This is a genomic window from Pseudomonas sp. KT_2_4 (genome assembly GCF_041410225.1).
In the GTDB taxonomy this organism is placed as follows: Bacteria; Pseudomonadota; Gammaproteobacteria; order Pseudomonadales; family Pseudomonadaceae; genus Aquipseudomonas; species Aquipseudomonas paracarnis.
Genome location: NZ_CP166962.1, coordinates 373,352 through 394,502 on the forward strand (window position 1 = coordinate 373,352; position 21,151 = coordinate 394,502).

19 protein-coding genes are annotated in these 21,151 nt (G+C 60.9%); 17 read left to right on the forward strand and 2 right to left on the reverse strand.

Going from position 1 to position 21,151, the window contains the following annotated elements; all coding sequences use genetic code 11:
• Positions 1-35 precede the first annotated feature (35 nt).
• Genes AB9N64_RS01725 through AB9N64_RS01765 form a run of 9 tightly spaced genes read left to right on the forward strand, consistent with a single transcriptional unit; the run spans position 36 to position 10,576 of the window.
• Positions 36-1,565: a sigma-54-dependent Fis family transcriptional regulator gene (locus AB9N64_RS01725; protein ID WP_014718221.1), complete on the forward strand. Its 1,530-nt coding sequence runs from the start codon at positions 36-38 to the stop codon at positions 1,563-1,565.
• Positions 1,566-1,600: 35 nt separating this feature from the next.
• Positions 1,601-1,732, forward strand: coding sequence for a hypothetical protein (locus AB9N64_RS01730; RefSeq protein WP_014718222.1), 132 nt, complete (start codon positions 1,601-1,603; stop codon positions 1,730-1,732).
• Positions 1,733-1,743: 11 nt separating this feature from the next.
• Positions 1,744-2,940, forward strand: a complete 1,197-nt coding sequence (gene tagH / locus AB9N64_RS01735) for a type VI secretion system-associated FHA domain protein TagH (RefSeq protein WP_371359913.1) — start codon at positions 1,744-1,746, stop codon at positions 2,938-2,940.
• 5 nt (positions 2,941-2,945) lie between these two features.
• Positions 2,946-3,431, forward strand: a complete 486-nt coding sequence (gene tssJ / locus AB9N64_RS01740) for a type VI secretion system lipoprotein TssJ (protein ID WP_019817596.1) — start codon at positions 2,946-2,948, stop codon at positions 3,429-3,431.
• 1 nt (position 3,432) lies between these two features.
• Positions 3,433-4,761 (forward strand): type VI secretion system baseplate subunit TssK, encoded by a 1,329-nt coding sequence (tssK, locus tag AB9N64_RS01745; RefSeq protein ID WP_168224531.1) that lies wholly within the window; start codon positions 3,433-3,435, stop codon positions 4,759-4,761.
• 5 nt (positions 4,762-4,766) lie between these two features.
• Entirely contained in the window at positions 4,767-5,627 is an 861-nt protein-coding gene (icmH, locus tag AB9N64_RS01750) for a type IVB secretion system protein IcmH/DotU (RefSeq protein WP_014718226.1), read from the forward strand.
• Positions 5,628-5,643: 16 nt separating this feature from the next.
• Positions 5,644-9,009 carry a type VI secretion system membrane subunit TssM gene (gene tssM / locus AB9N64_RS01755; RefSeq protein ID WP_371359914.1) on the forward strand — a complete coding sequence of 1,122 codons (3,366 nt, stop codon included), beginning with the start codon at positions 5,644-5,646 and terminating at the stop codon, positions 9,007-9,009.
• 5 nt (positions 9,010-9,014) lie between these two features.
• Positions 9,015-9,737 (forward strand): PP2C family serine/threonine-protein phosphatase, encoded by a 723-nt coding sequence (locus AB9N64_RS01760; protein WP_044483593.1) that lies wholly within the window; start codon positions 9,015-9,017, stop codon positions 9,735-9,737.
• Complete coding sequence (locus AB9N64_RS01765; protein WP_072434478.1) at positions 9,734-10,576, forward strand: serine/threonine-protein kinase; 843 nt, start codon at positions 9,734-9,736, stop codon at positions 10,574-10,576. Before AB9N64_RS01760 ends, AB9N64_RS01765 begins: the two co-directional genes overlap by 4 nt.
• 8 nt (positions 10,577-10,584) lie before the next feature.
• Here the strand turns inward: AB9N64_RS01765 and AB9N64_RS01770 are convergent, their stop codons facing one another.
• Together AB9N64_RS01770 and AB9N64_RS01775 are read right to left on the reverse strand one after the other, a co-directional pair.
• The gene (locus AB9N64_RS01770; protein WP_014718230.1) at positions 10,585-10,914 is read right to left on the reverse strand and encodes a DUF6388 family protein; all 330 of its coding nucleotides are present in this window, start codon (positions 10,912-10,914) and stop codon (positions 10,585-10,587) included.
• 11 nt (positions 10,915-10,925) lie between these two features.
• The gene (locus tag AB9N64_RS01775; RefSeq protein ID WP_224797013.1) at positions 10,926-11,180 is read right to left on the reverse strand and encodes a hypothetical protein; all 255 of its coding nucleotides are present in this window, start codon (positions 11,178-11,180) and stop codon (positions 10,926-10,928) included.
• Between the two features lie 345 nt (positions 11,181-11,525).
• Between AB9N64_RS01775 and AB9N64_RS01780 the strand changes: the two genes are divergently transcribed.
• The 8 genes from AB9N64_RS01780 (at position 11,526) to AB9N64_RS01815 (ending at position 21,069) form a co-directional block, all read left to right on the forward strand.
• Complete coding sequence (locus tag AB9N64_RS01780; protein WP_038449948.1) at positions 11,526-13,595, forward strand: EAL domain-containing protein; 2,070 nt, start codon at positions 11,526-11,528, stop codon at positions 13,593-13,595.
• Positions 13,596-14,152: 557 nt separating this feature from the next.
• Complete coding sequence (locus AB9N64_RS01785; RefSeq protein ID WP_371359915.1) at positions 14,153-15,148, forward strand: HOASN domain-containing protein; 996 nt, start codon at positions 14,153-14,155, stop codon at positions 15,146-15,148.
• A gap of 39 nt (positions 15,149-15,187) precedes the next feature.
• Positions 15,188-16,174, forward strand: a complete 987-nt coding sequence (locus AB9N64_RS01790; RefSeq protein WP_032903843.1) for an HOASN domain-containing protein — start codon at positions 15,188-15,190, stop codon at positions 16,172-16,174.
• 29 nt (positions 16,175-16,203) lie between these two features.
• Positions 16,204-17,637 (forward strand): adenylosuccinate lyase, encoded by a 1,434-nt coding sequence (gene purB, locus AB9N64_RS01795; RefSeq protein ID WP_371359916.1) that lies wholly within the window; start codon positions 16,204-16,206, stop codon positions 17,635-17,637.
• Positions 17,637-19,085, forward strand: a complete 1,449-nt coding sequence (locus tag AB9N64_RS01800; protein ID WP_014718236.1) for an adenylosuccinate lyase family protein — start codon at positions 17,637-17,639, stop codon at positions 19,083-19,085. The genes purB and AB9N64_RS01800 overlap by 1 nt, the downstream gene beginning before the upstream one ends.
• 38 nt (positions 19,086-19,123) lie before the next feature.
• On the forward strand, positions 19,124-20,197 hold the full coding sequence (locus tag AB9N64_RS01805; protein ID WP_014718237.1) for a class I SAM-dependent methyltransferase: 1,074 nt from the start codon (positions 19,124-19,126) through the stop codon (positions 20,195-20,197).
• A gap of 110 nt (positions 20,198-20,307) precedes the next feature.
• Positions 20,308-20,637: a hypothetical protein gene (locus AB9N64_RS01810; RefSeq protein ID WP_014718238.1), complete on the forward strand. Its 330-nt coding sequence runs from the start codon at positions 20,308-20,310 to the stop codon at positions 20,635-20,637.
• Positions 20,638-20,772: 135 nt separating this feature from the next.
• A complete protein-coding gene (locus AB9N64_RS01815; protein WP_157720743.1) occupies positions 20,773-21,069 on the forward strand; it encodes a chitin-binding domain-containing protein in 297 nt (98 codons plus the stop codon).
• Positions 21,070-21,151: the final 82 nt, after the last annotated feature.

A 21,151-nucleotide genomic window follows, 5' to 3' on the forward strand; every position in this document is an offset into this window, starting at 1 on the left:
GCATCGGCCCTGGTGGATTTCTGCGGGTGCAGCCAATGACCGATAACCTGCCCGGTGGCGGGGCCGACGCGCTGAGGTATGCCGACGCGTTGTCTGCCTGTTTCGCACGCTTGGGGTTCGAGCGTGATGAACACGCGTTACCTGACGGATGTGTCAGCACGGCGGCCCGGCTGAGCCAATCTGACGTCAGCCAATTGTATCTGCTCGATGAAGTGACCGGCCGGCTTGAACTGATCGCCCAACATCTAGCCCAAGTGTCGTCGCTCACCGTCGTGCCTCCACGGCCTGGTCAGCATTCCCAACAGTTGCTGCACGACGCCTTGACCCAAGGCACTGGGTTGAGCCTGGAGGATGTGCAAGGCAGCGGCCATGACACAGGTTTTCTGCCCGCATTGGCGACACCATGGCGTGCGCTATTAATCGTGCCGCTGTTCAATCAATGTGAGCGGATAACTGGGGTGCTGGTGTGCGCCCGCCAACAGCCGGCCCAGCTGCAAGGCTACGCCCCCTCGTTGGGGCATTTGGGCAGCTACGCCGTGAACCGGTTACGCGTACTGCGCGGTAGGCAGCCCAACGTCGGCCCAAAGCCCGCAGGCCACAAACCCTTGGTTGGCGCATACGGCCTGATTGGCACCAGCGCGGCAATGGAGCAGGCCTGTCGTTTGATCAGTAAAGTCCTGCACACCCCTTACACCGTGCTGTTGCAGGGTGAGACCGGCACAGGCAAGGAAGTGGTGGCCCGGGCCATACACACGGCCGGGCCGCGCAAGGCCAAGGCCTTTGTCGTGCAGAACTGCGCGGCGTTCCCGGAAGGATTGCTTGAAAGTGAGCTGTTCGGCTACCGCAAAGGTGCGTTCACTGGCGCCGATCGCAATCACGGGGGGCTGTTCGACGCCGCACATGGCGGTACGTTGCTGTTGGATGAGATCGGCGATATGCCGCTGCCCTTGCAAGCCAAGTTGCTGCGGGTATTACAGGAGGGTGAGGTTCGCCCGCTGGGTGCCAGTGCGGCACATAAGGTCGACGTACGCATCATTGCCGCGACCCACCGCGACCTCGCGGCGATGGTCGCCGAAGGGCGCTTTCGCGAAGACCTCTATTACCGACTGGCTCAGTTCCCCATCACCTTACCGGCCCTGCGCGAGCGGGACGGCGATGTGCTGCAACTGGCGCGCCATTTCACAGGCAAGGTGTGCGCGGCGCTGGGGAGGCCACCTGTCGAATGGGCGAATACCGCCCTCGATCAACTCTCCAGCCATGGTTTTCCCGGCAACGTACGCGAGCTCAAATGCCTGGTGGAACGCGCCGTGTTGTTGTGTGACGACAGCGTGATTCGGCCCGAGCACCTGGCACTGCCGCTGGCACCAGAGCCGGCCACTCCCGATGACGTGACGCTGCGCCAGCGGATGGAGCGAGTGGAGCGTACGTTCCTGCTCGACTGCCTGCACAAGAACCATGGCAATCGCACCCGCACCGCGCGCGAGCTGGGGGTCGCCCGGCGCACCCTGCTTTACCGTCTTGCCCGTTTGAACATTCCCTTTGGCGATGCCCGGGAGGAACGCTGAATGGTGCACTTGATTTTTACTGTGGGAGAAACCTGATGCCTGATCGTCCATGGCACGTCGTCGTGCTGGTGATGTGTTTGCTGGGAGGCTGTAACGCTAACTATGTGTTCGATGATGCCGAGTACCACCCCATGGGTGACCCGCAGGCGATCATTCGTGGCCGCTGAAAGGAGGGGGCATGAAGCTGCAGCTTGTGTTTGAGGTCTGCGCGTGCGAAAGCGACCAGAGCCTACTTTTGGCCCGCAAAGTATTTGACGGTACAGGCGGCGTGATCGGGCGTGGTCCTGGATGTGACTGGGTGATCCCTGACGCCAGCCGCGTACTCTCCAGCCATCATGGATTGATCGGTTACCGTGAAGGACGTTATTTCCTCACGGATATCAGCCGCAACGGTATCGGGATGGCCAAGAGTCCTGAGCGCCTGCGCAAGGGGCAGGCACGATTGATCAGTGACGGCGACGTATTCGAGCTGGGGGTGTTGACGATACGTGCGCGATTGCTGGAATCGCCGCGACCTTCCGACGAGCTGCTGGCGCCAGCGGCGGTGCCGATCCCCGATGACGCTTTCCTGTCGCTGGACCCGTTGCATGCCTTGGATCTTGATCGGCAGATGCGTGCCACGTCGGATGATCTGGAGGCCTTGAACAAGAGCGCCGATGAGCAAGCGGTATGGGCAGATCACTATGGGGCCGATTGCGAGCACGTGGTATTGCCGCGGCGGCAAGACCCTTCGATGGAGGTTACCGCGGTACCCGCTGTCGCGTCGACGCTGTCGACCGACGAGGTGTTCTGGTCGCAATTTGCAGCGGTCCTGGGTATGGACCTGACGACCCTCGACACACCGGCCCGGGAGGCATTGGCGATCAAGGTGGCACGCTTGTTTCGGGTGACGATCGAAGGGCTGCAACAAGGTTTGCGCACCCGTGAAGAACTGAATAACGAACTGGGTATGGCGCCGTTCGCCAGTCAGGGCTCCGGCCAGAATCCCTTGAAAGTGTATAGCGACACCGATGCTGCTTTATCCGCGATGCTCGATACCCGGGAGTTGGGTCAACTGCCCGCGGTGCGCGCCATTGCCCAGGTGCACCTGGAACTGCAGGTGCATCAGGTTGCGTTGCTGGCCGCTTGTCGAAGCGCCATGCGTAATGCCCGCGCTGTCTTTGAACCCAGCCATCTGTTGGGGTGTTTTGCGTCCCAGGGCAAGCCTGCCGGGTTTTTCTCCGATGGCGGGCGGTGGCGTGCCTACCAGCGTTACTACCAGCGTGTGGTGGCGCAAGAACAGTTGAATGATCGCCCGTTGGCCGGCGACTTCGCCAAGGCCTATGAGGAGCAGGTGCGCCTGATCTCCAGCCTGCACATTGATTTTCCAGGATGATAATCATGTATCGAGCCACCCTTGTTTCGTTGTTGCTCTTGTGCGGGCTGTTGGCGGGTTGCAGCGCCGTCTCGCCATTTTCCACGCTGACCAAGCTGGACGTGGTGCTGACTGCCAGCGAGCACGTCAACCCGGACTTGCACGGTCGTCCTTCTCCCGTGGTGGTGCAGTTGATCGAACTGCGCCATGGCGTTGCCTTTGAACATGCCGACTTCTTCAGCCTGTATGGCAATGCGCAGCAGACGCTGCCAAAGGACTGGGTCGGCAGCGAGGAGGTTGAGCTGCGCCCGGGTGACCGGCTGGCGCTCAAACTGCGCATCGCTCCCGATAGTCGTTTTGTGGGAGTACTGGCCGCTTTTCGAGACTTGCCCCATGTCCAGTGGCGGCTGCTGGTGCCCTTGACGGTACAGCAACGCAACCGTGTCGAGCTGGTGCTGGACCAGGGCGGTATACGTGTTGCTGACCCGCTCGCCGGTGTGGAGGCGCAATAACATGCAGGTTCATAAAGTTATCTGGCAGGAAGGCATGCTGTTGCGGCCACAGCACTTGCAACACAACGACCGTTATTACCACCAGCAGCTCAATCAGACCCGCCTGCTGGGCAGTGACACCTGGGGTTTGCTCACGTTCGAACTCAATACGCAGTACCTCAAGTTGGGCAAGCTGGTGGTCAACCAGGCCAGCGGCGTGTTGCCGGACGGCAGCCTGTTTGACTTGAATGCTGCCATGGAGCCGCTGGTGGTGCAGGTGCCAGAGGGTTCGGGCGCGCAAGGGGTTTACCTGGCGCTGCCGCTGGTCAGCGGCAGTCACCTTGAAGCCCGCCGGCCTGAGCAAAGTGACGTGTTGGCGCGCTACCTCAGCTGTGAAGTGGAAGTGGGGGATTCCAACGTGGGGGCGGATACGCGTTGCCGAATCCACTGCGCGCGCCCGGACTTACGTCTTCTGTTGGGTGAACAGCCGGGTGACCAGCTCTTCATCAAGCTCAAGGTGGCCCAGGTACTCGACGCCAGCGGTGAAGGCGGTGTGAACCTGGATACGGCGTTCATCCCGACGTTTATCTTCGTGCAGGAGCATGGGTACGTGGCGTCGTGTCTCAAGGAGGTGATTGGCCTGCTTGCCAGTCGGGGCGATGCCATCGCGGCGCGCATTCGTGGCGAGAGCACGACCCAAGGCACACAAATCGCCGATTTCCTGATGCTGCAAGTGATCAATCGTAGTGAGCTGGAGCTGCGCCACTGCCTGAGCCAGACGCGGGTGCGGCCTGAAGCGGTGTTCCGTGCGCTGGTGTCGCTGCTCGGGGAGCTATCAACCTTCACCACTGAGAGTAAACGCGCGCAGTTGGATGTTCACTATCAACACGGCGATCAGGGCGCCAGTTTTCGCGGGCTGATGGCGCAGGTGCGTACGGCACTGTCGGTGGTGCTGGAGCAACAGGCGATCAAGTTGGCATTGCAGCCTCGCCAGTACGGGGTGCTGGTATGCCCGGTCAGCGAGTTGAAACTGCTTGGCACCGCCACCTTCATCCTGGCGGCCACCGCGCAGTGTGAGGCGCAGGAATTGCGCCAGCGCCTGCCAGCCCACCTGAAAGTCGCGCCGGTTGAGCGCATACGCGAGTTGGTCAACCTGCACTTGGCCGGTATCAAGGTCAAGCCTTTGCCAGTGGCGCCGCGACAGATTCCTTTCCATGCCGGCAAGACCTATTTCGTGCTCGATATGAGCCCCCGTGATATCGCACAGCTGGAACAGTCGGGTGGTTTCGCTTTCCACGTCGGGGGTGAATTCACCGGGCTTGAACTCGACTTCTGGGCCATCAGGAACTGAATGCCATGGACAGTGAATACACCCAGGATGAAAAAACCGTCCTGCTCGACCGGGAGACTCATGAGCCTGCCCAGGGGCCGTTGACGGATTTCCCATCGCCGCCGCGCTACGAACAGTTGGAAGACCGCATGATCTACGCCGGCCACAGGCTCGATACGCATAGCTTTCAGACAGGGCTCAACCCGCTGGTAGCCGCAGCCTTGGCGGTATTGTTCGAGGTTATTGGGATCAGGGTCTGCTCCGGCCGTGAAAACCTGGGCACGCTCAACGACCGATTAGTGTTGGCGGTGACTCAGTTCGAAACCCGCGCCTTGCAGGGCGGCGTGGAGAACAGCCAGGTCATGTCGGCGCGCTATGTGTTGTGCAGCGTGATCGACGAGGCGGTGGTGACGACACCGTGGGGGGCGCAAAGCGAATGGTCGAAGATGAGCCTGTTGAGCCGCTTCCATAACGAAACCTTTGGCGGCGAAAAAGTATTCCAGTTGCTGGAGCGCCTCACGCGCGACCCGGTGAAGCACCTGGCGATGCTGGAGTTGCTGTATCTGTGCCTGTCCCTGGGGTTCGAAGGCAAATACCGGGTGATGGAGCGGGGCGTGACGCAACTTGAGGCTGTCCGCGATGCCTTGTATCGCCAGATCAGGCACGTACGTGGGGAGCCGGCGGCGCAAGCGCTACTGCCTGCCCAGCAGCGGACCGACCGGCGCAAGCAGGTGCGGGTCATCCCTGCCACTTGGTGGGTCGGCCTCACCTTGGTGTGTGTGTTGGCGATGTACACAGGGTTTGCCTGGGTGCTGAGCAACGAGCGTACAAACGCGCTGCACCCCCTTCAACTTTCGGCGTCGGATCTGGTCCGCACGCCCTTGTAAACGCTGGGAGCAATGAATGATCGCATTCTTCAAGGGGGTGGGCACCGTGCTGGGCAGGGTTTGGGTGTGGAGCCTGTTGCTGGTGCTTTCCTGCGCGGCAATGGTGTGGTTCTTGGGGCCGCTGCTGGCAGTGGATGATCACCGTATCTGGGCCGGGGCGACTGCTCGGTTGGTCACCATCAGCGGTGTGTTCTTGCTATGGGGACTGGCGATGGCGTTTGTGGGCCCAGGTTTTGCCGCCTGGCGCCAAAGACCAGAACGCGAGGTGCGCCGACAGCCGATGACGGGGGTGGAGGACGAACGCCGGCACCTGCGCAGTCGGTTCAAGAAAGCCGTGCACCTGCTCAAGATATCCCGCCATTATGGAGAGCGTAACGCGCGTTGGCGTCATGAGTTGCCCTGGTACCTGTTGATCGGTGAGCCGGGCAGTGGCAAGACACGGCTGCTGGCGGCAGCGGGCTTGCCGCTGGCGCTGGACCACGCGCAAACGCGGCCGATCGGTAGCAGTGCCCATTGTGACTGGTATTTCGGCGACGAAGGCGTGCTGATCGACACCCCGGGACGCTACCTTACCCAGCCCGACTCTTCAGTGGACGCCGCAGGCTGGATCACCTTGCTGCATCTGCTCCGGTGGCGCCGTCGAGTGCGGCCGCTCAGCGGTGTGGTGGTGACGCTATCGGTCGACATGCTGTCGAGCACCAACGAATACGACTTGGATCATCACGCACGCCATGTACACTCGCGCCTGCAAGAGATCCAACAAACGTTGCATGTGGATGTGCCGATTTACCTGGTGTTGACCCACGCCGACCGATTGCCGGGATTCGCTGAATTCTTCGACTCACCCCTTGGAGAAAGTGCCGACAGCGTGTTGGGTCAGCACCTGCAAGGTTGCGCCGACGGTACTGACACAACACAGGTTCGTCAGGCGGTCGAGCAATTATTGCAGCGCTTGAACAGTGAGCTGATTGGGCGACTGCATCAGGAGCGCAATGTCGAGCGACGTGGGCAGATGCTGGAGTTTCCCCAGCAGGCAGCACGAATGGGGGAGCGCGTCAGCCTGTTCGTTGACATGGCGTTTTGCGCACATCGCTACCAACCCATCAACGGTTTGCGAGGGTTCTTCTTGACCTGCGCCGATGGCAGGCACCCGCGCTTTGTGCAGGGCCTGTTCAGCCAGGTGATCTTCGCCGAGGCCGACCTTGCGGGTTTGCAGGCTCAGGAACAACAACGTCTGCGTTGGCGCCAGGGCGCGCAGGCGGTGGCTGCAGCGCTGGTTATTGGCGGTGTCGGCGGGCTATGGGGGCACAGTTACTCAGTCAACCACCAACGCTTGGCGCAATTGTCGGCGCTGACCTCACACCCGCCGCTCGCCCTTGCGGCCGACGATGAAAGCACGGCGCTGTTGGCGCTGTTGGACGCGCGACTGGCGGCGACCCAGGTTTTTCCTGGGCCGGCAGATGTACGCCTGGTGGAGCGCACCGGGCTGTATCAGGGCGAACTGAGCCGTCCCAGCGTCGATCAAGCCTATGATCACGCGCTGCAAAAGCCATTTCTGGCCTGGACAGCCGCCCAGTTGGAAGAACAGGTAATTGCCAGCCTCGGGGACCGGGAGCGGCTGCTCGACGACCTGCGTGCCTACCTGATGCTCAATCTGCGCGAACGCCGTGACACGACCTGGCTGGCAGAACATATTGCAAGCCTTTGGTCGGTGCGGTTTGCCGGGGATATGCCAACACAGAAGCGCCTCAATGTGCACCTTGCGCGGCTGCTGGAGCAACCTTTTGTGGTGTCACTCAACGCGGAGCGGGTGGCCCAGGCCCGTGAAGCGCTGAGGGGCGAATCGTTGGCCGATGGGGTCTATCGGGTATTGCGCGAACAAGCGCGCAGCCTGGAGCCGTTGCGGCTGGCCGAGGGTAAGGTGTTCGCCGCTATCGATCCGCCTGTGCCGGGGTTCTATACCAAACGCTATGTGCAGTACTTTGAGGCGCAGGGCCCGCGGTTGGTAAACGCCATCATCCAGGACAACTGGGTGCTCGGCGAGGGTACCGACCTGGGGACCGAGGACTTGCGGCGCCTGATGGCGGAACTGCAGCAACGTTATTTCAGCGAGTATGCCGATGCCTGGAGCGATGCGCTTGGCCGAGTCAGGCTGCAAGAGACTGACAACCTGCGCCAGGATGCCGAGCAACTGATGAACCTGACGTCGGCGCAATCGCCTTTGATTCGTCTCTTGCAACAGGTGCGTGAAAATACGCGTTTGTTGCCAAGCCATGGACTGCTGGACAAAGTGGCCCAGCAGTCGGCAGACCTGGGCGAGATGGCCAAGTCGAGGTTGACGGCGGGGCAGGCGGGTATTGTCGAGGCTCCGCGGCGCGCCTTGCAGCGCCGCTTTGAGCCTTTGCATCAATTGCTGGATGAGCAGCAGAACCCCGGCGTAGAGCTGACTCAGGCCTTGCGTCTGCTGGATGAAGTGCACCTGCATATGACGGCCTTGAACCGGGACAGCGCACCCGAGCAGGCCGCCTTCCTGCGTGCCAGGCAGCGCATGGAGGTCCAGCAGGATGCATTGGGCCATCTGCGAGACGCCGCCGCTCGCCTGCCGCTGCCCGTTGCCGGCTGGCTCGAAAGTATGGCGGATGACAGTTGGCGGCATTTGCTGGAACAGGCCTATGTGCACGTCAACCAACGTTATCAGAGCGAGGTGCATAGCCTTTATGCCAAGGCCATTGGCCGACGTTACCCATTCAATGCGCACGCCAGCAGTGAGGTCGCCCTTCACGATTTTCAGGAGTTCTTCAAGCCACGCGGGGTGATGGCGCGCTTTTATGAGGGCTACCTGCGGCCTTTTATCAGTGCCGACGGCAGCCGCTACCGATTGCGTGGGCTGGATGGCCAGAGTTTGCCGGTTTCCCGTGCGCTGCTGGAGCAATTGATGAAGACCCAGGTCATCCGCCGCGGCTTTTTTACCGAAGACGCGGGGGAGTTGTCCGTGCGATTCACCTTGGCACCCTACAGCCTGGACCCATCGGTCAGCCGAGCGATCCTGCGGTTTGGCGACCAGCAATTGGAGTATCGCCACGGTCCGATCGTACCCATGACGTTCCATTGGCCCACCGACGCAGACAATGGGCGCAGCAGCCTCGTCTTGGAGAGAGGCGCGGAGCAGCGCCCCTTGGGCATCGAAAAAGACACTGGAGCGTGGTCGTTGTTCCGGTTTCTGGACCTGCTGCAGAAAGAGCCCGCCAGCGGCCGTAATATACAGATCCTCAAGGCAGACCTCGCCGGCCTGCGCGCCAATTACCGGCTCACCAGCCAGCGTACGCCCGGTCCGTTTGACATGGACACATGGCGCACCTTTCGCCTGCCGGAGCAGCTGTGACCCCGATGGAAGCCCCGTGGCGCAGCGCCGGGCGCACGCAGCGAGGCCTGGCGCGGTTGCGCAATGAGGATGCATTCCTGGACAACCCGAGCACGGGTTGCTGGGCGGTGGCGGACGGCATGGGCGGGTATCGGCACGGGGATGTCGCCAGCCAGTGGATAGTCAGCCACTTGGCTTCAGTGTCGGCTGACGGCAACCTTGACCAACGTATTCAGGCGGTTCGCAACAAATTGCAGGACGTCAACCAAGGAGTACGACGCGCATGGACAGAACCTGGCGCAACCGGTGAAGTGACGATGGGCAGCACCGTGGTCGCCCTGTTGTTGGAGAAGGGCCGGGCGGCCTGCCTATGGGCGGGAGACAGTCGCTGCTATTTATGGCGCGACCAGAGTCTCTACCAATTGTCGAAGGACCACTCGCTGCTGCAGCGCCTCATGGACGAGCGTCAGTTGAGTGTGGCGCAAGCCCAGGCTTACCCGGGTGCCAGGGCCTTGACCCGGGCCGTTGGCGCGCGTTCGCGGTTGCATCTGGAGGTACTGGAACTGCGTACCCGCCCTGGGGATGTATTTTTGTTGTGCAGTGATGGCTTGTATCAGGCCCTCAGCCACGTTGACCTGGGGCGGGCGTTGAGCATGGGCACGCCTCAACGGGCAGTGGAACGGCTATTTGCAGCGGCGTTGCGCCGGCCGATACGCGATGACCTGACTGCGGTTGTGGTGCAGCCATGAACTCGGCAGCTCAAGCCTGCCGTTTACTGTCTGGGCGCTATCACCTTGAACGTGTCTTGGGCAGAGGTGGCATGGGCAGGGTGTACCGCGCGCGCGACCTGTTGCACGAGCAATTGGGCGAACCCTGTTCCAAGGTCGCGATCAAGCTACTCGACGAACCCATTTCCCAGTGCCCCGACGCGCATGTGTTGTTGTACAGCGAGTTTGCGTTGACCCGCAGCCTGAGGCACGCGCATGTGGTACGGGCGTTTTCGTTTGAGGTCGATACACACAGTCAAGTCGCGTTTTTCACCATGGAGTTGCTGCAAGGAGTGACGCTGGACCGCCTGCTGCTGGAGTGCCCCTATGGCTTGCCCTGGCGGGAGTTGCGACCCATCGCCGTGCAGTTGCTGGATGCGCTGGTCTACACCCACCAGCAAGACGTTCTGCACGGTGATGTCAAACCAGCCAATGTCATGGTGGGCGAGGAGGGCGTGCGCTTGTTCGATTTCGGCCTGGGCCAGGCTCAAGCAGGCGCCGCAATGGGTTTGCCGAGTGTCAGCCGCAGTCGTTTCAATGCCTGGACACCTGCCTACGCCGCCCCGGAACTGTTGGCCGGCGGTGCGCTGACCGCCGCTGCCGACCTGTACGGCGTGGCCTGCGTCCTGTACGAACTGGCCCACGGCAAGCGCGTTGGGGAGCGCGCCTCCACGGTCTGTCTGCCCCGGCCCGCGCAGTTGCCCAGGCATTGCTGGGTGGCGTTACAGGCAGCGTTGGCGATAGACCCGCAGCACCGAAGCATAACGGTCGCCGAGTTGCGTCACGTCATGGGGCGCAACCGAGCACGCTGGTGCTTGTAGGGCAAAGGTCAAACGGCCAAGCCGTGCAACTGGCAGTACTGCGCCCAGTCCATGCCTGCCATCTGTGCGACTTCTTTATGCACTTCGCGCCGCTGGGCCTCGAAGGCTTCGGTCGAATCGGCCGTCAGCTTGAGGGTCAATTCCCAGGCGAATAATTTTTGCTGTTCAGCGTGTGCTTCGAAAGCCTCATGCAGGCGTTCGGCGCGATACTGCGCCAGGGTTTCGCCCCTGGCCTGGGCTACCAGCGGGTTTAGGCTGTCCAGCTCGGCAGCGACCTGCGGTTGTTCGCGCAGGAATCTGTCCAGCGCAAGTTGGTGCGTATCGTTGGGTGCCGACACAGGTAGACACCTTAATGAGAAGGGTGAGAGTTGCTATCGGACGCGCGTGCGTTGAGGTGATGGCGGGCACGCTTGCGCGACCTGCGCTGCATCCAGTTTTGCAACGGCGCCAGCAAGAAAAACATCAGGTAAGCGACCAGCACCAGGGTCAGGTCTACCCAGGTTTCAGCCACAGGCCCAGTGAACAACTCAATGAGGTTCTTGATTACAAACAGCAACACCACGCTGCACAACCACAGCAGGATGGTGACAAACAGAGGACGCATGTGACTTGAGCGTTTGTCTTGCATAGTGAGGTTCTCTCCTTTGGCCTGTTGTCGTTCCAGGCAAGATTCCCTGAGTGCGTACCCATTATCAGACAGGTTGTAACATCCTTTAACACGCACAAACCGTGCGGATGATACCGACTCAGACAGCCTTAGGGGATGATTCAAGTCAGAAAGTTCGATAAATCTGTAGGGATTTAGTCTAGCAACCCGGCATTCACTGGTAAAAAAGCCGGGCAGGGACGGGGATAAAGGCTTTCGCTTCGGCTATCAGGCCGTGTAGCGTTAGCGGGTGTTTCCGGCCCTGATCTTCAGCGGCAGTCGGTGACAGGCAGAGGACGGCCCATGGCGCACACCCTGTTCAAACTTTTCCTGACACAGCGCCTGGCGGTCCTGGCCAGCACGGAGTCGCTGCGTGCGATTCGGGAGGGGCTGCTGTGGATACTGCCGTGCCTGTTGGTGTCCGCTGGTTTCCTGATCCTGTCCGAATGCGCCCTGGCGCTGGGGTTCGATGCGCAGGTGGTGAGTTTCCTGGCCGGGTTGCATAAACAGATCAGCTCGGTGATCCCGTTGCTGGTGGCGGCCTCCATCGGTTACATGTTGGCGATTCAACACCGTCTGCCACAACTGCCGGTCGCCTTCCTGTGCCTGGCCCATGTAGTGGTCGCAACCTTCGTGCTGCGTGAGTACCCGCGTGCTTCGGCCACGTTCCTACTCTTTATTGCCATTGCTTCGCCCTTGATCAATGTGCCAGCCATCGCCTGGCTGCACCGCTTTCGCTGGACGCGCCTGGTCAACCAGGACCTAGTCGGCCATAACCTCAAGGGCACCATCAACATGGTGATACCCGGCGCACTCACGGCCTTGTCGTTGGTGGCGGTGTTGTCGTTGCTGCTGTTGATCCCCCATGTGGCGCAAATCCAGGGGCCGCAGGTGCTTGATGCGTTGCAGACGCCTTACGGCAGCGGGTTGTTTGTCACCCTGATGAATTCGCTGCTGTGGTTCTTCGGGATTCACGGCGTGTATGCCATGCAGCCGTTATTCGATGCATTGGACCAGGCGGTGGCGCTCAATGGCGCAGCGTTGGCGGCGGGGGAGCCGGTGCTGTACCTGCTCAACAACGGCTTGCTGGGCAGTTTTGCGTTTATCGGTGGCTCGGGCGCAACCTTATGCCTGTTATTGGCGATCCTGCTGTTTTCCAAGAGCCAGTCCATGCGCTTGCTGGCGGTGGCCAGTTTGCCGCTGTCATTATTCAATGTCAGCGAAGTGCTGTTGTTCGGTTTGCCGATCATCCTCAACCCGCGCCTGTTCATACCATTTCTATTGGTGCCGGCGTTCAACGCGATGGTGGCGTTGATGGTGGTGCAACTGGGCTGGGTCTCACCGGCGGTGGCCAGCGTGCCCTTTACCGCCCCGGTGCTGCTCAACGCGTACCTCAGCACCCATGGCGATGTGGCGGCGGTGGTGTTGCAGATCGTTCTGTTGGGCGCCGGTACCCTGGTGTATGCGCCCTACGTCAGGGCGATTCATCGCCAGTCCAGCGATGGCGGCACGGTGTACCTCAAATCCCTTGACATGACCTTTCGCGGTCTCGAGGAGAAAGGCCGTCTGCTGGAGTTCGATCCGGTGCTGGCCACTCACCAGACATTGGCCCGTCAGGCCGCTGAGTTGAACCGTATTCAACAGATCAGCGATTACGAGTTCTACCTTGAGTTTCAACCCCAGGTCTCCACCCGCACCGGTTTGTGCACCGGCTGCGAGGCGTTGATGCGCGCCCGGGACAGCCAGGGCACGGTGCATTCGCCCTGGGAGTTCCTGCAATGGCTGGCGCACGCCAGGCTGATGCCGGACGTAGACGTGTGGGTGGCATCCCAGGCTGTGCGCCAGTATCAGAAATGGCAGAAGGTGGGTTTTGAACTGCCGATGACCATCAATATTTCCAGCACCACGCTCAAGGACGCCGCCTATGGCGACCGCCTGGTGGAAATTCTTCGCCAGGCCCGTGGGCAAGTTTCAGTGGAAATTACCGAAGACGCGCTGGTCAGCGACATCCCGGCCACCCGCCAGACCATCCAGAAGTTGCAGGCCATGGGCGCCAAGGTCTATCTGGATGATTTTGGCACTGGGTTTTCTGCGTTGAGCTATCTGCACCAGTTTCCTGTGGATTTCATCAAGATCGACCGCAGTTTTGTGGTTGCCCAGCATGACCCTAAAGGCGCCCAGGTGCTCACAGGTATGTTGCGGTTCTGCGAGGCCTTGGACCTGGGCGTGGTAGTGGAAGGGGTTGAGACGGCTGAGCAATTGGCCTTTTTGAGTAACGGGCCTGAGTTGTTTATCCAGGGCTGGTATTTCAGCAAGGCACTGCCTGGGGATCAGTTGCCGCGCTTTGTGCGTGAGCGCAGGGCGTTGGTCTGATGGCCGACGCTTATCTAACTGACGCCCTGCGGTCCAACTGTGGGAGCTGGCTTGCCTGCGATGACGGCCTGCCAGTCGACGCCTATCTACCTGACACCCCGCAGTCCAACTGTGGGAGCTGGCTTGCCTGCGATGACGCCCTGACAGCCGACGCTGTTATACCGTGTACATATCCATTCCTGCGGTCACGACCACTTAGGGTTCCGCTCTGACAGCGGGGCACTTTGGAAAAGAGCCGGAATGCCGGCCCAGCCCAAAGTAACCAAAGGGCTCTTGCCCCACACTCGGCACCTCGCTTGGGCTCGGTGTGCCCGTAATCCGCCAGTGATTTGGGGGGGCGCTTCAGATCAAGAGCAAGATCAAGAGCGACTCGCTTCGCATCGTGGTTACCGCTGGCTGCTACGGAGTTGTGTAATACCTATTGTTTGGTGGCGCCAACCCCCCATCTTCAAGCCTTTGAAAGAATTTTCCTACAGGTGTTGACCTTGCCACTACGGGAACCTTTAGGCTTTTTTCCGAGTACGCCCAACCACAAAAACAAGATTCAGGGGTTATCAATGGATACTGCTGCCCTGCAACAACGCTCGGATTCAGATCTCTTCACCAACGCCTCGCGGCTGATGGTGAATGCCTTGGAACCCAGCGCCAACTACGCCCAAGTCACCCGCGCGCTGGAAGCGCTGCTCGCACTGACCCGGCAAGGCCAGGCGGGAGACGCCCAAGCTTATGCGCACTATCAGTCAGCCCTGCTGCAACTGCACCTCCCCGGTGACCCGCGCACCGAGCCGACCCGGCGCTGGATGGCCAGCGAGGTCTACCGCGTCGAAGATGAGTTCGCCGCCGACGTGCCGGGCTTTAAAGCGTTGCCGGCGGACGAGTTCCGTCAACAGGTCGACGCTGAAATCGCCGCACGCAGCCGGGTCAACCACCCGATGTCGGTGCACCTGTTCCAAGGTACGCCGCCGGTGCAGGATGTGCGCTTTTTCCTGGAGCATCACTGGACCCGTTCCTACAACTTCTACAGCCTGCTGGCCGAGTTGGCCTTTCGCTTCGAAGCGATCGAAGACGCCTCGGTGTTTTACCGCAACTTGTACGGCGAAGCAGGCGCTGAGACACCGGAGCGTTCGCACCCGGCGATGCTCGCCCATCTGATGGAGTATTTCGATATTCCGCTGGCCATCGATTTCCCCGCGCTGCATCCGCTGGAAAAGGCCTACCTGAATAATCGCATTCGCTGTGTGCGCCACATCGATGTCGCCTGGGGCCTTGCGCTGCTCTATGCGGTGGAGTCTGTCAGCTGCGTCAACCATCGGCGCATCTACGAGTTGTTGCAGCGCCTGGATGTACCGGCGCAGCCCAGCGAATTCCACCGCTTGCATGGCACCCAGGATGAGATCGACACCGAAGAAATGTGGGCACTGATTGCCAAGTTCGCCAGCGAGGAAGGCTTTCAACGCACGTTCATGCGCGCACTCAAGCACCACTTCGAAATCAACAAGGCCTACTTCGACAGCCTGTGGCAGCAGATGCAGGCCCAACGCCTGTCTGCCTGAACGACCTGCGATCCAAAAACAAAAATAATGGAGCACATGATGAGCCCACGTAATTTTTCCCTGGCGCAATTGCAGAATATTCACACGGCCGAAGCCCGTCTGCTGGCGGAAGCCTTGAAACCGGACGCGACGTTCAATCGCATCGAAATTGCCGCCAATATGCTGCGCGCCCTGTGCGAGACCGGCCAACGTGGCGACGCCGCGAATGCAGCGCAGTGCCAGCAATTGCTGTACATCCTCTCGTTGAGCGACGACGTGGCCACCGCCTCGACCCGGCGCTGGCTGGCCAATGCCGTCTATAGCGTGCAAGAGCGTTTCATGCCGTCAGCCGACTTGGCATCGCCCTTGTCCGAGGCCGGCTTCCAGCAGCGCCTGGAAGAGCAGATTGCCGCGCAGTCGCGGGAAAACCATCCGATGTCGCAGTATGTGTTTGAAGGCAAAGCCTCTCACGAGCAACTGCAGGTGTTTTTGCGCCACCAATGGTTCCGTACTTATCGCCTTTACCGGGACGCCGCCGACCTGCTGGTCAACCTGACTGACGTGGACGAGGCGGCTGCCCTGGCGCGTTATCTCTACGGCGAGTTGGGCGAAGAGGATGAGCAGCGTTCCCACCCGAAGCTGTTGGCCAAGCTGCTCGCCGCCGTGGGCCTGAATGCCGATTTCGAGGCCCTCTCGACGATGCCCGAGGAAATCGCCTACCTCAACAACCGCGCACGCTGTTTCCGCAACCCCGATGTCGGCTGGGGCCTGGCGGTGTTCTACATCACCGAACTGGTGGTGCCCGGTAACCACGGCAAGCTGTACAACGCCCTGCGCAACGCGGGCTTGAGCCAGGATGACGCGGAGTACTACGAAGTGCACATCAGCCTGGTGCCGCCGCGGGCCAAGCGTGAATGGGCACTGATCTCACGGCGTATTCCGGACCTGGGGTTCCAGAATGCGTTCCTGACGTCTCTGGCCGAGCACTTCCGGCTGGAGCGGGCTTATTACGATGCAGTCTGGGAAGAAGTACAACGCGTGAAGTAGCCCTCCCTGGACAACCCGAGTAACCCGACATGCCAAGTCATATCACTGAATCCCGTATCCACGGGGGCGCTTACTCGTCCCCGGAATTTGCTGCAATCTTCTCTGATGCCAATCAGGTGCAGAAGTGGCTCGATGTTGAAACAGCGCTGGCGGCGACCCAGGCGCAGATGGGCCTCATCCCCCACGAGGCCGCCCGGGAGATTGCCCGGGTAGCCAGCGTGGAACTGCTGGACCTCGATGCGTTGGGGCGCGAGGGCCTGGAAACCGGGCACATCCTGGTGCCGACCCTGCGCGCCTTGCAGGGGTTATGCGCCGATGGGCTGGGCGAATACGTGCATTACGGCGTGACCACCCAGGACATCCTCGACACCGGGCTGATCCTGCAAATCCGCGATGCCTGGGGCCTGGTAGTGCAGCGTTTGCGCGGGATCCGCGGGCATCTGCTCACGCTCGCCCTGCGCCATAAGCACACGCCGATGGTCGCCAGGACCCATGGTCAACACGCATTGCCCACCACGTTCGGCTACAAGGTGGCGGTGTGGGTCGATGAGATTGATCGACACCTTGAACGCTTCGAAGAAGCCTACGCCCGGGTGATGGTCGGCAACCTGACCGGCGCCGTGGGCACCCTGGCCGGGCTTGGCCCGCACGGTTTGGAAGTGCAGCGCCGCACCCTGGAAAGCCTCGGCCTGTCGGCACCGTTGAGCAGTTGGCACAGCGCCCGCGACCGCATCCTGGAAGCAGCGTGGTTGCTGGTGCAGGCGTCGGCGACGTTGGGTCGTGTCGCCAATGAGATCTACCACCTGCAGCGCACCGAGATCGACGAAGTGCGCGAGGGGCGGCGAGCCGGGCAGGTGGGAAGTAGCACCATGCCCCACAAGCAAAACCCGTCGACGGTGGACCTGATCAGCGCGCTGTCACGGCTGGTGCGTGCGCAGATGGTTGCGCTGACCGATGCGGCTTTCCAGATGCACGAGCGTGACGGCACCACCTGGCGCATCGAATGGGCGGCCTTACCCGAGCTGTTCATTTACGCCGGTGCGTTGCTCGCTCGTATGGAAGGCTTGCTGCTGGCGGGGTTGGAGGTGCGTGAAGCGCGCATGCGCAGCAACCTGGACTTGTTGGGCGGGCTGATCCTGTCGGAGCGCGTGATGCTTGCGCTGGCGCCTCGGTGTGGCAAGCAGACGGCCCATCACCTGGTGCACGACATCGCCCAGCAGGCCCAAGACGCGGGCGTTTGCTTTCGCGACGCGCTGCTTGGCGACCCTCGGCTGCGCGGTTGTTTCAGCGCGCAAATGCTCGATGACTTGCTTGACCCGACGGCCTACACAGGGCTGGCGGCCGAAATGGTCGATCTGGTGGCAACTAAAGCACGACCTCGCGCTTCAGGCGATGGCGCTGAAGCACTGATGGCAACCCAAGGCAATACCAATCAGTCCCTGTACGCTACGGAGGGTATGTGATGGATGCGCAAACTTTGGAAACGACAGCTCGTGCGTCTTGCACCGCACGTTCGGACCACCCAGGTTTTGATCATGACGGCGAGCAATGCCGCCACGAACACAGCCACATCCTCGATTCGAAAACCCACGGTTCGGGTTATGCCGGCCCGCAGAGCCGCAAGATTTTTTGCAGTCATTGTCGCCTGCAACGCTGGCTGGACGTGGAAGCCGCGCTGGCCATGGCGCAGGCCGATGTCAACATCATCCCGCGCGAGGCGGCCCTGGAGATCGAAAAGGCCGCGTTGCTATCGGGCATCAATGTGCGCCAACTGGCCGAGGGTGTGGTTGCCACTGGGCATTCGCTGATGCCATTGCTGAGCGCCCTGCAAAAAAATTGCAGCCCCAGTGCCCGTGAATACGTGCATTACGGCGCTACCACCCAAGACATACAGGACACCGCCCAGTCCCTGGAGATGCGCGATGTGCTTGATGCGATGGACCAGGCCCTGGAGACTTTGCTGGGTAAGTTGTCGACCCTGGCCGATGCGCACCGTGACTCGCTGATGGTCGCCAGGACCCACTCGATTCCCGCCTTGCCGACCACCTTCGGGCTGAAGGTCGCTGGCTGGATCGATGAGCTGTTGCGCCACCAGCAGCGCTTGGCCGAAGCCCGCCAGCGTGTACTGGTGGTGCAACTGTTCGGCGGGGTCGGCACCATGGCGGCGTTCGGCCCGGACGCCATGCCGATGCTGGAGCGTTTTGCCCAGCGCTTGTCGCTGCAAGTGCCCCTGACGGGCTGGCATGTGTCCCGTGACCGCGTTGCGGAGTTCGTCAGCACCCTGGCCATGGTTACCGCCTCGTTGGCCCGCGTAGCCGATGAAATCCGTACGCTCAATCGCTGGGAAATCGCTGAAGTGGAAGTGGGCTGGAGCGACCAGCAGATCGGCAGCAGCACCATGCCGCACAAACGCAACCCCGAAGGCTGCGAGCAGGTGGTGGTGTTGGCGCGGCTGGCCAAGGCCCAGGTCATGCTCGCGCTGGACGCGATGATTCTTGAGCATGAGCGCGATTACCGCGGTACGCGGCTGGAGTGGTGCGCGGTCGCGGACGTTTCCCACTATGCATTGATGGCGCTCTCGATTCTGACCGAGACCATCGACGGGCTCACCGTGAATGTGCAGAAGATGGAAGGCACCGCCCAGGCGTATGGCGATGCCATCTGCACCGAAGCGGTGGTGTTCGAAATGGCGCGCAAGCTGGGCAAGAGCAGCGCCTACCAGATCATCTTCGAAGTATCCCAGGCCAGCCAGCGCAATCACGTGTCGATCCGCGAGGCAATCGAGGCCGATGCGCGGGTGCTTGCTGTCATGAGTGACGGCGCCCTGGCACGGCTGTTCGAGCCCAGGACCCACCTGGGCATGTCCGAGCGCATCGTTGACAACGTGCTGGCCAAACTCGCCGGCCATTGATCCCTTAACAGACTTGCAAATTCATCAAGGAGCGACAGATGTCCAACGTTATGGAAGTTGATAAAGCCAAGGTCCAACAGTTCTCGGCGCGGATCATGGAGGATTACGGCAACACGCTGCGCGGTGCCATGCTCTACATCGGCGACCAACTCGGCTTGTTCAAGGCATTGGCCGACGGCCAGGCGGTGACCCTGGAAGAGTTGGCGCACAAGACTGGCTACAACGCGCGTTACTTGCGCGAATGGCTGGGCAGCATGGCCACCGGCAATTATGTGACCTACGACGCGCAAACCCGCCGCTACCAGATGCCGGCTGAATTTGTGCCGGTGCTGGCCGATGAAGACTCGCCGTATTTCGCCGGCGGCATCATTCAGCTGAGCGTGCCGTTCGTGAGCATGGCGCCCAAGGTCATCGAAGCCTTCCGCCATGGTGGTGGCTGCGCTGAAGAGGCGTTCCCGCTGGAAACCTGGAAAGGCATGGAGCGCATGACCATGCCCTGGTACAAGCATTACTTGGTCCAGCACTGGATTCCATCCTTGGATGGCGTCGAAGAGAAGCTCAAGACCGGCGGCAGTGTCCTGGATTTTGGCTGCGGTGCGGGCCTGGCGGCGATCACCATGGCCAAGGCCTATCCTGAGGCGCGCATTGTCGGCTGCGATTTCCACCTGCCTTCCATCGAGTTGGCGCGGGCCAACGCCGAGGCGGCCGGCGTGGGTGACCGGGTGCAATTCGAGGTGAACGACTCCGATGCGTTGCGCGGCCAGCAATTCGACTTCGTGACCACCTTTGTGGTGATCCACGATGCTACCGACCCCCAGCAGATGCTCAAGGATTTGCGCGCCGCCACGGCCGAGGACGGCACCTACCTGATGGTGGAGCTCAACCTGTCCGAAGAACTGCACGAGAACATGAACCTGTTCGGACGCGTCATGTACCCGCAGAGCACCCTCTATTGCATGACCTGTTCGCTGTCCCATGGCGGCGCCGGGCTGGGCGCGTTCATGGGCGAGAAGCGTGCCCGCCAGATGGCTGAAGCAGCCGGGTTCAGCCGCTTTCGTAAAGTGCCTTCGCAGTGGCCACCGATGCCGGCGCTGTTCGAACTCAAGCCTTGATAGAAAGCATCCGCGAGTCGCTTTGCGCAGTAAGGCAATTTAATGGCCCCTTTGTAACAAAATCATCGCCAAAATCACTTTTATTTTCAGGTGGTTAGGTGAGGATGCAAATGCGCGCTGTGGGAATGATGCTGATTGCCTGCTCCCTGGCTGGCGGCGCGACTGTCGCGCAGGCCAGGGAATTGCGCGAGGGTGACAAGTACATGTGCAGTTGGGGCGCAGGCACGGCCGCCAGGGCCCAGGAACTCAAGTTATCCGGCGTTTCGCTGTACGCGGCCCGGCAGAAGATCCAGACCCTCAAGTTCAGCAAATCGTGGATGCGCATGATGGCCATGGGCATCACCGAGCAGACCTATGACAGCCGCTCAAGGCTCAAGCCCGAGGCGATTCGTCAGAGCTTTTATCAGGATTGCCTGCGCTACAAGGTGGCGCGCAAGTAATTTGTAGCCGACTCACAGGGAGTGAGCGTGGATCACCCTTTGTCTGAAAAACCCTTCTACCTAGTAGTTTTGACAGTAGACGGCATGAAATCTGGGGGAGCTCAATACGGGAGCACATCAACACAGGAGCACCTCATGAGCATACTTAAGATCAAAGCCACAAGTCGGCGCATCACCCATACCTCGGGGTTACTGTTACTGGCGTTGCTGGTGAGCGCGTGCAGTACCGAAATAAATCCCGAGCAACGTGGCGTAAGTTCCGCAAAGAACGTGCCTGACCCTCCCTGTACGGTCGCAGGATATTTCAAGAGTAATGAACCTGGAAAATACTACCAGTGCATATACAGCTCAGCGCAGGGAAGATGGCTTAAAAAGCTTTTTTCATGTCCTTCAGGGCAAAACTTTGATGAAGTCGCGCAAAAGTGCAAATAGCACTTCGCACTCGGTTTTCCCACCGCTAAACCTTCACCCGCATCGTTGGTGCTGTGGTGATGGTCGGTTTGTTTCCCGCGCC

Bases quoted from the DNA above. Each gene is read 5' to 3' on its own strand.
- AB9N64_RS01810 (WP_014718238.1), top strand. From the start codon at position 20,308: ATGCGCGCTGTGGGAATGATGCTGATTGCCTGCTCCCTGGCTGGCGGC.
- AB9N64_RS01790 (WP_032903843.1), top strand. From the start codon at position 15,188: ATGAGCCCACGTAATTTTTCCCTGGCGCAATTGCAGAATATTCACACG.
- AB9N64_RS01785 (WP_371359915.1), top strand. From the start codon at position 14,153: ATGGATACTGCTGCCCTGCAACAACGCTCGGATTCAGATCTCTTCACC.
- tssK (WP_168224531.1), top strand. From the start codon at position 3,433: ATGCAGGTTCATAAAGTTATCTGGCAGGAAGGCATGCTGTTGCGGCCA.
- AB9N64_RS01805 (WP_014718237.1), top strand. From the start codon at position 19,124: ATGTCCAACGTTATGGAAGTTGATAAAGCCAAGGTCCAACAGTTCTCG.
- AB9N64_RS01730 (WP_014718222.1), top strand. From the start codon at position 1,601: ATGCCTGATCGTCCATGGCACGTCGTCGTGCTGGTGATGTGTTTGCTG.
- AB9N64_RS01815 (WP_157720743.1), top strand. From the start codon at position 20,773: ATGAGCATACTTAAGATCAAAGCCACAAGTCGGCGCATCACCCATACC.
- AB9N64_RS01800 (WP_014718236.1), top strand. From the start codon at position 17,637: ATGGATGCGCAAACTTTGGAAACGACAGCTCGTGCGTCTTGCACCGCA.
- AB9N64_RS01765 (WP_072434478.1), top strand. From the start codon at position 9,734: ATGAACTCGGCAGCTCAAGCCTGCCGTTTACTGTCTGGGCGCTATCAC.
- AB9N64_RS01775 (WP_224797013.1), bottom strand. From the start codon at position 11,180: ATGCGTCCTCTGTTTGTCACCATCCTGCTGTGGTTGTGCAGCGTGGTG.
- AB9N64_RS01725 (WP_014718221.1), top strand. From the start codon at position 36: ATGACCGATAACCTGCCCGGTGGCGGGGCCGACGCGCTGAGGTATGCC.
- tagH (WP_371359913.1), top strand. From the start codon at position 1,744: ATGAAGCTGCAGCTTGTGTTTGAGGTCTGCGCGTGCGAAAGCGACCAG.
- tssJ (WP_019817596.1), top strand. From the start codon at position 2,946: ATGTATCGAGCCACCCTTGTTTCGTTGTTGCTCTTGTGCGGGCTGTTG.
- AB9N64_RS01780 (WP_038449948.1), top strand. From the start codon at position 11,526: ATGGCGCACACCCTGTTCAAACTTTTCCTGACACAGCGCCTGGCGGTC.
- icmH (WP_014718226.1), top strand. From the start codon at position 4,767: ATGGACAGTGAATACACCCAGGATGAAAAAACCGTCCTGCTCGACCGG.
- tssM (WP_371359914.1), top strand. From the start codon at position 5,644: ATGATCGCATTCTTCAAGGGGGTGGGCACCGTGCTGGGCAGGGTTTGG.
- AB9N64_RS01760 (WP_044483593.1), top strand. From the start codon at position 9,015: ATGGAAGCCCCGTGGCGCAGCGCCGGGCGCACGCAGCGAGGCCTGGCG.
- purB (WP_371359916.1), top strand. From the start codon at position 16,204: ATGCCAAGTCATATCACTGAATCCCGTATCCACGGGGGCGCTTACTCG.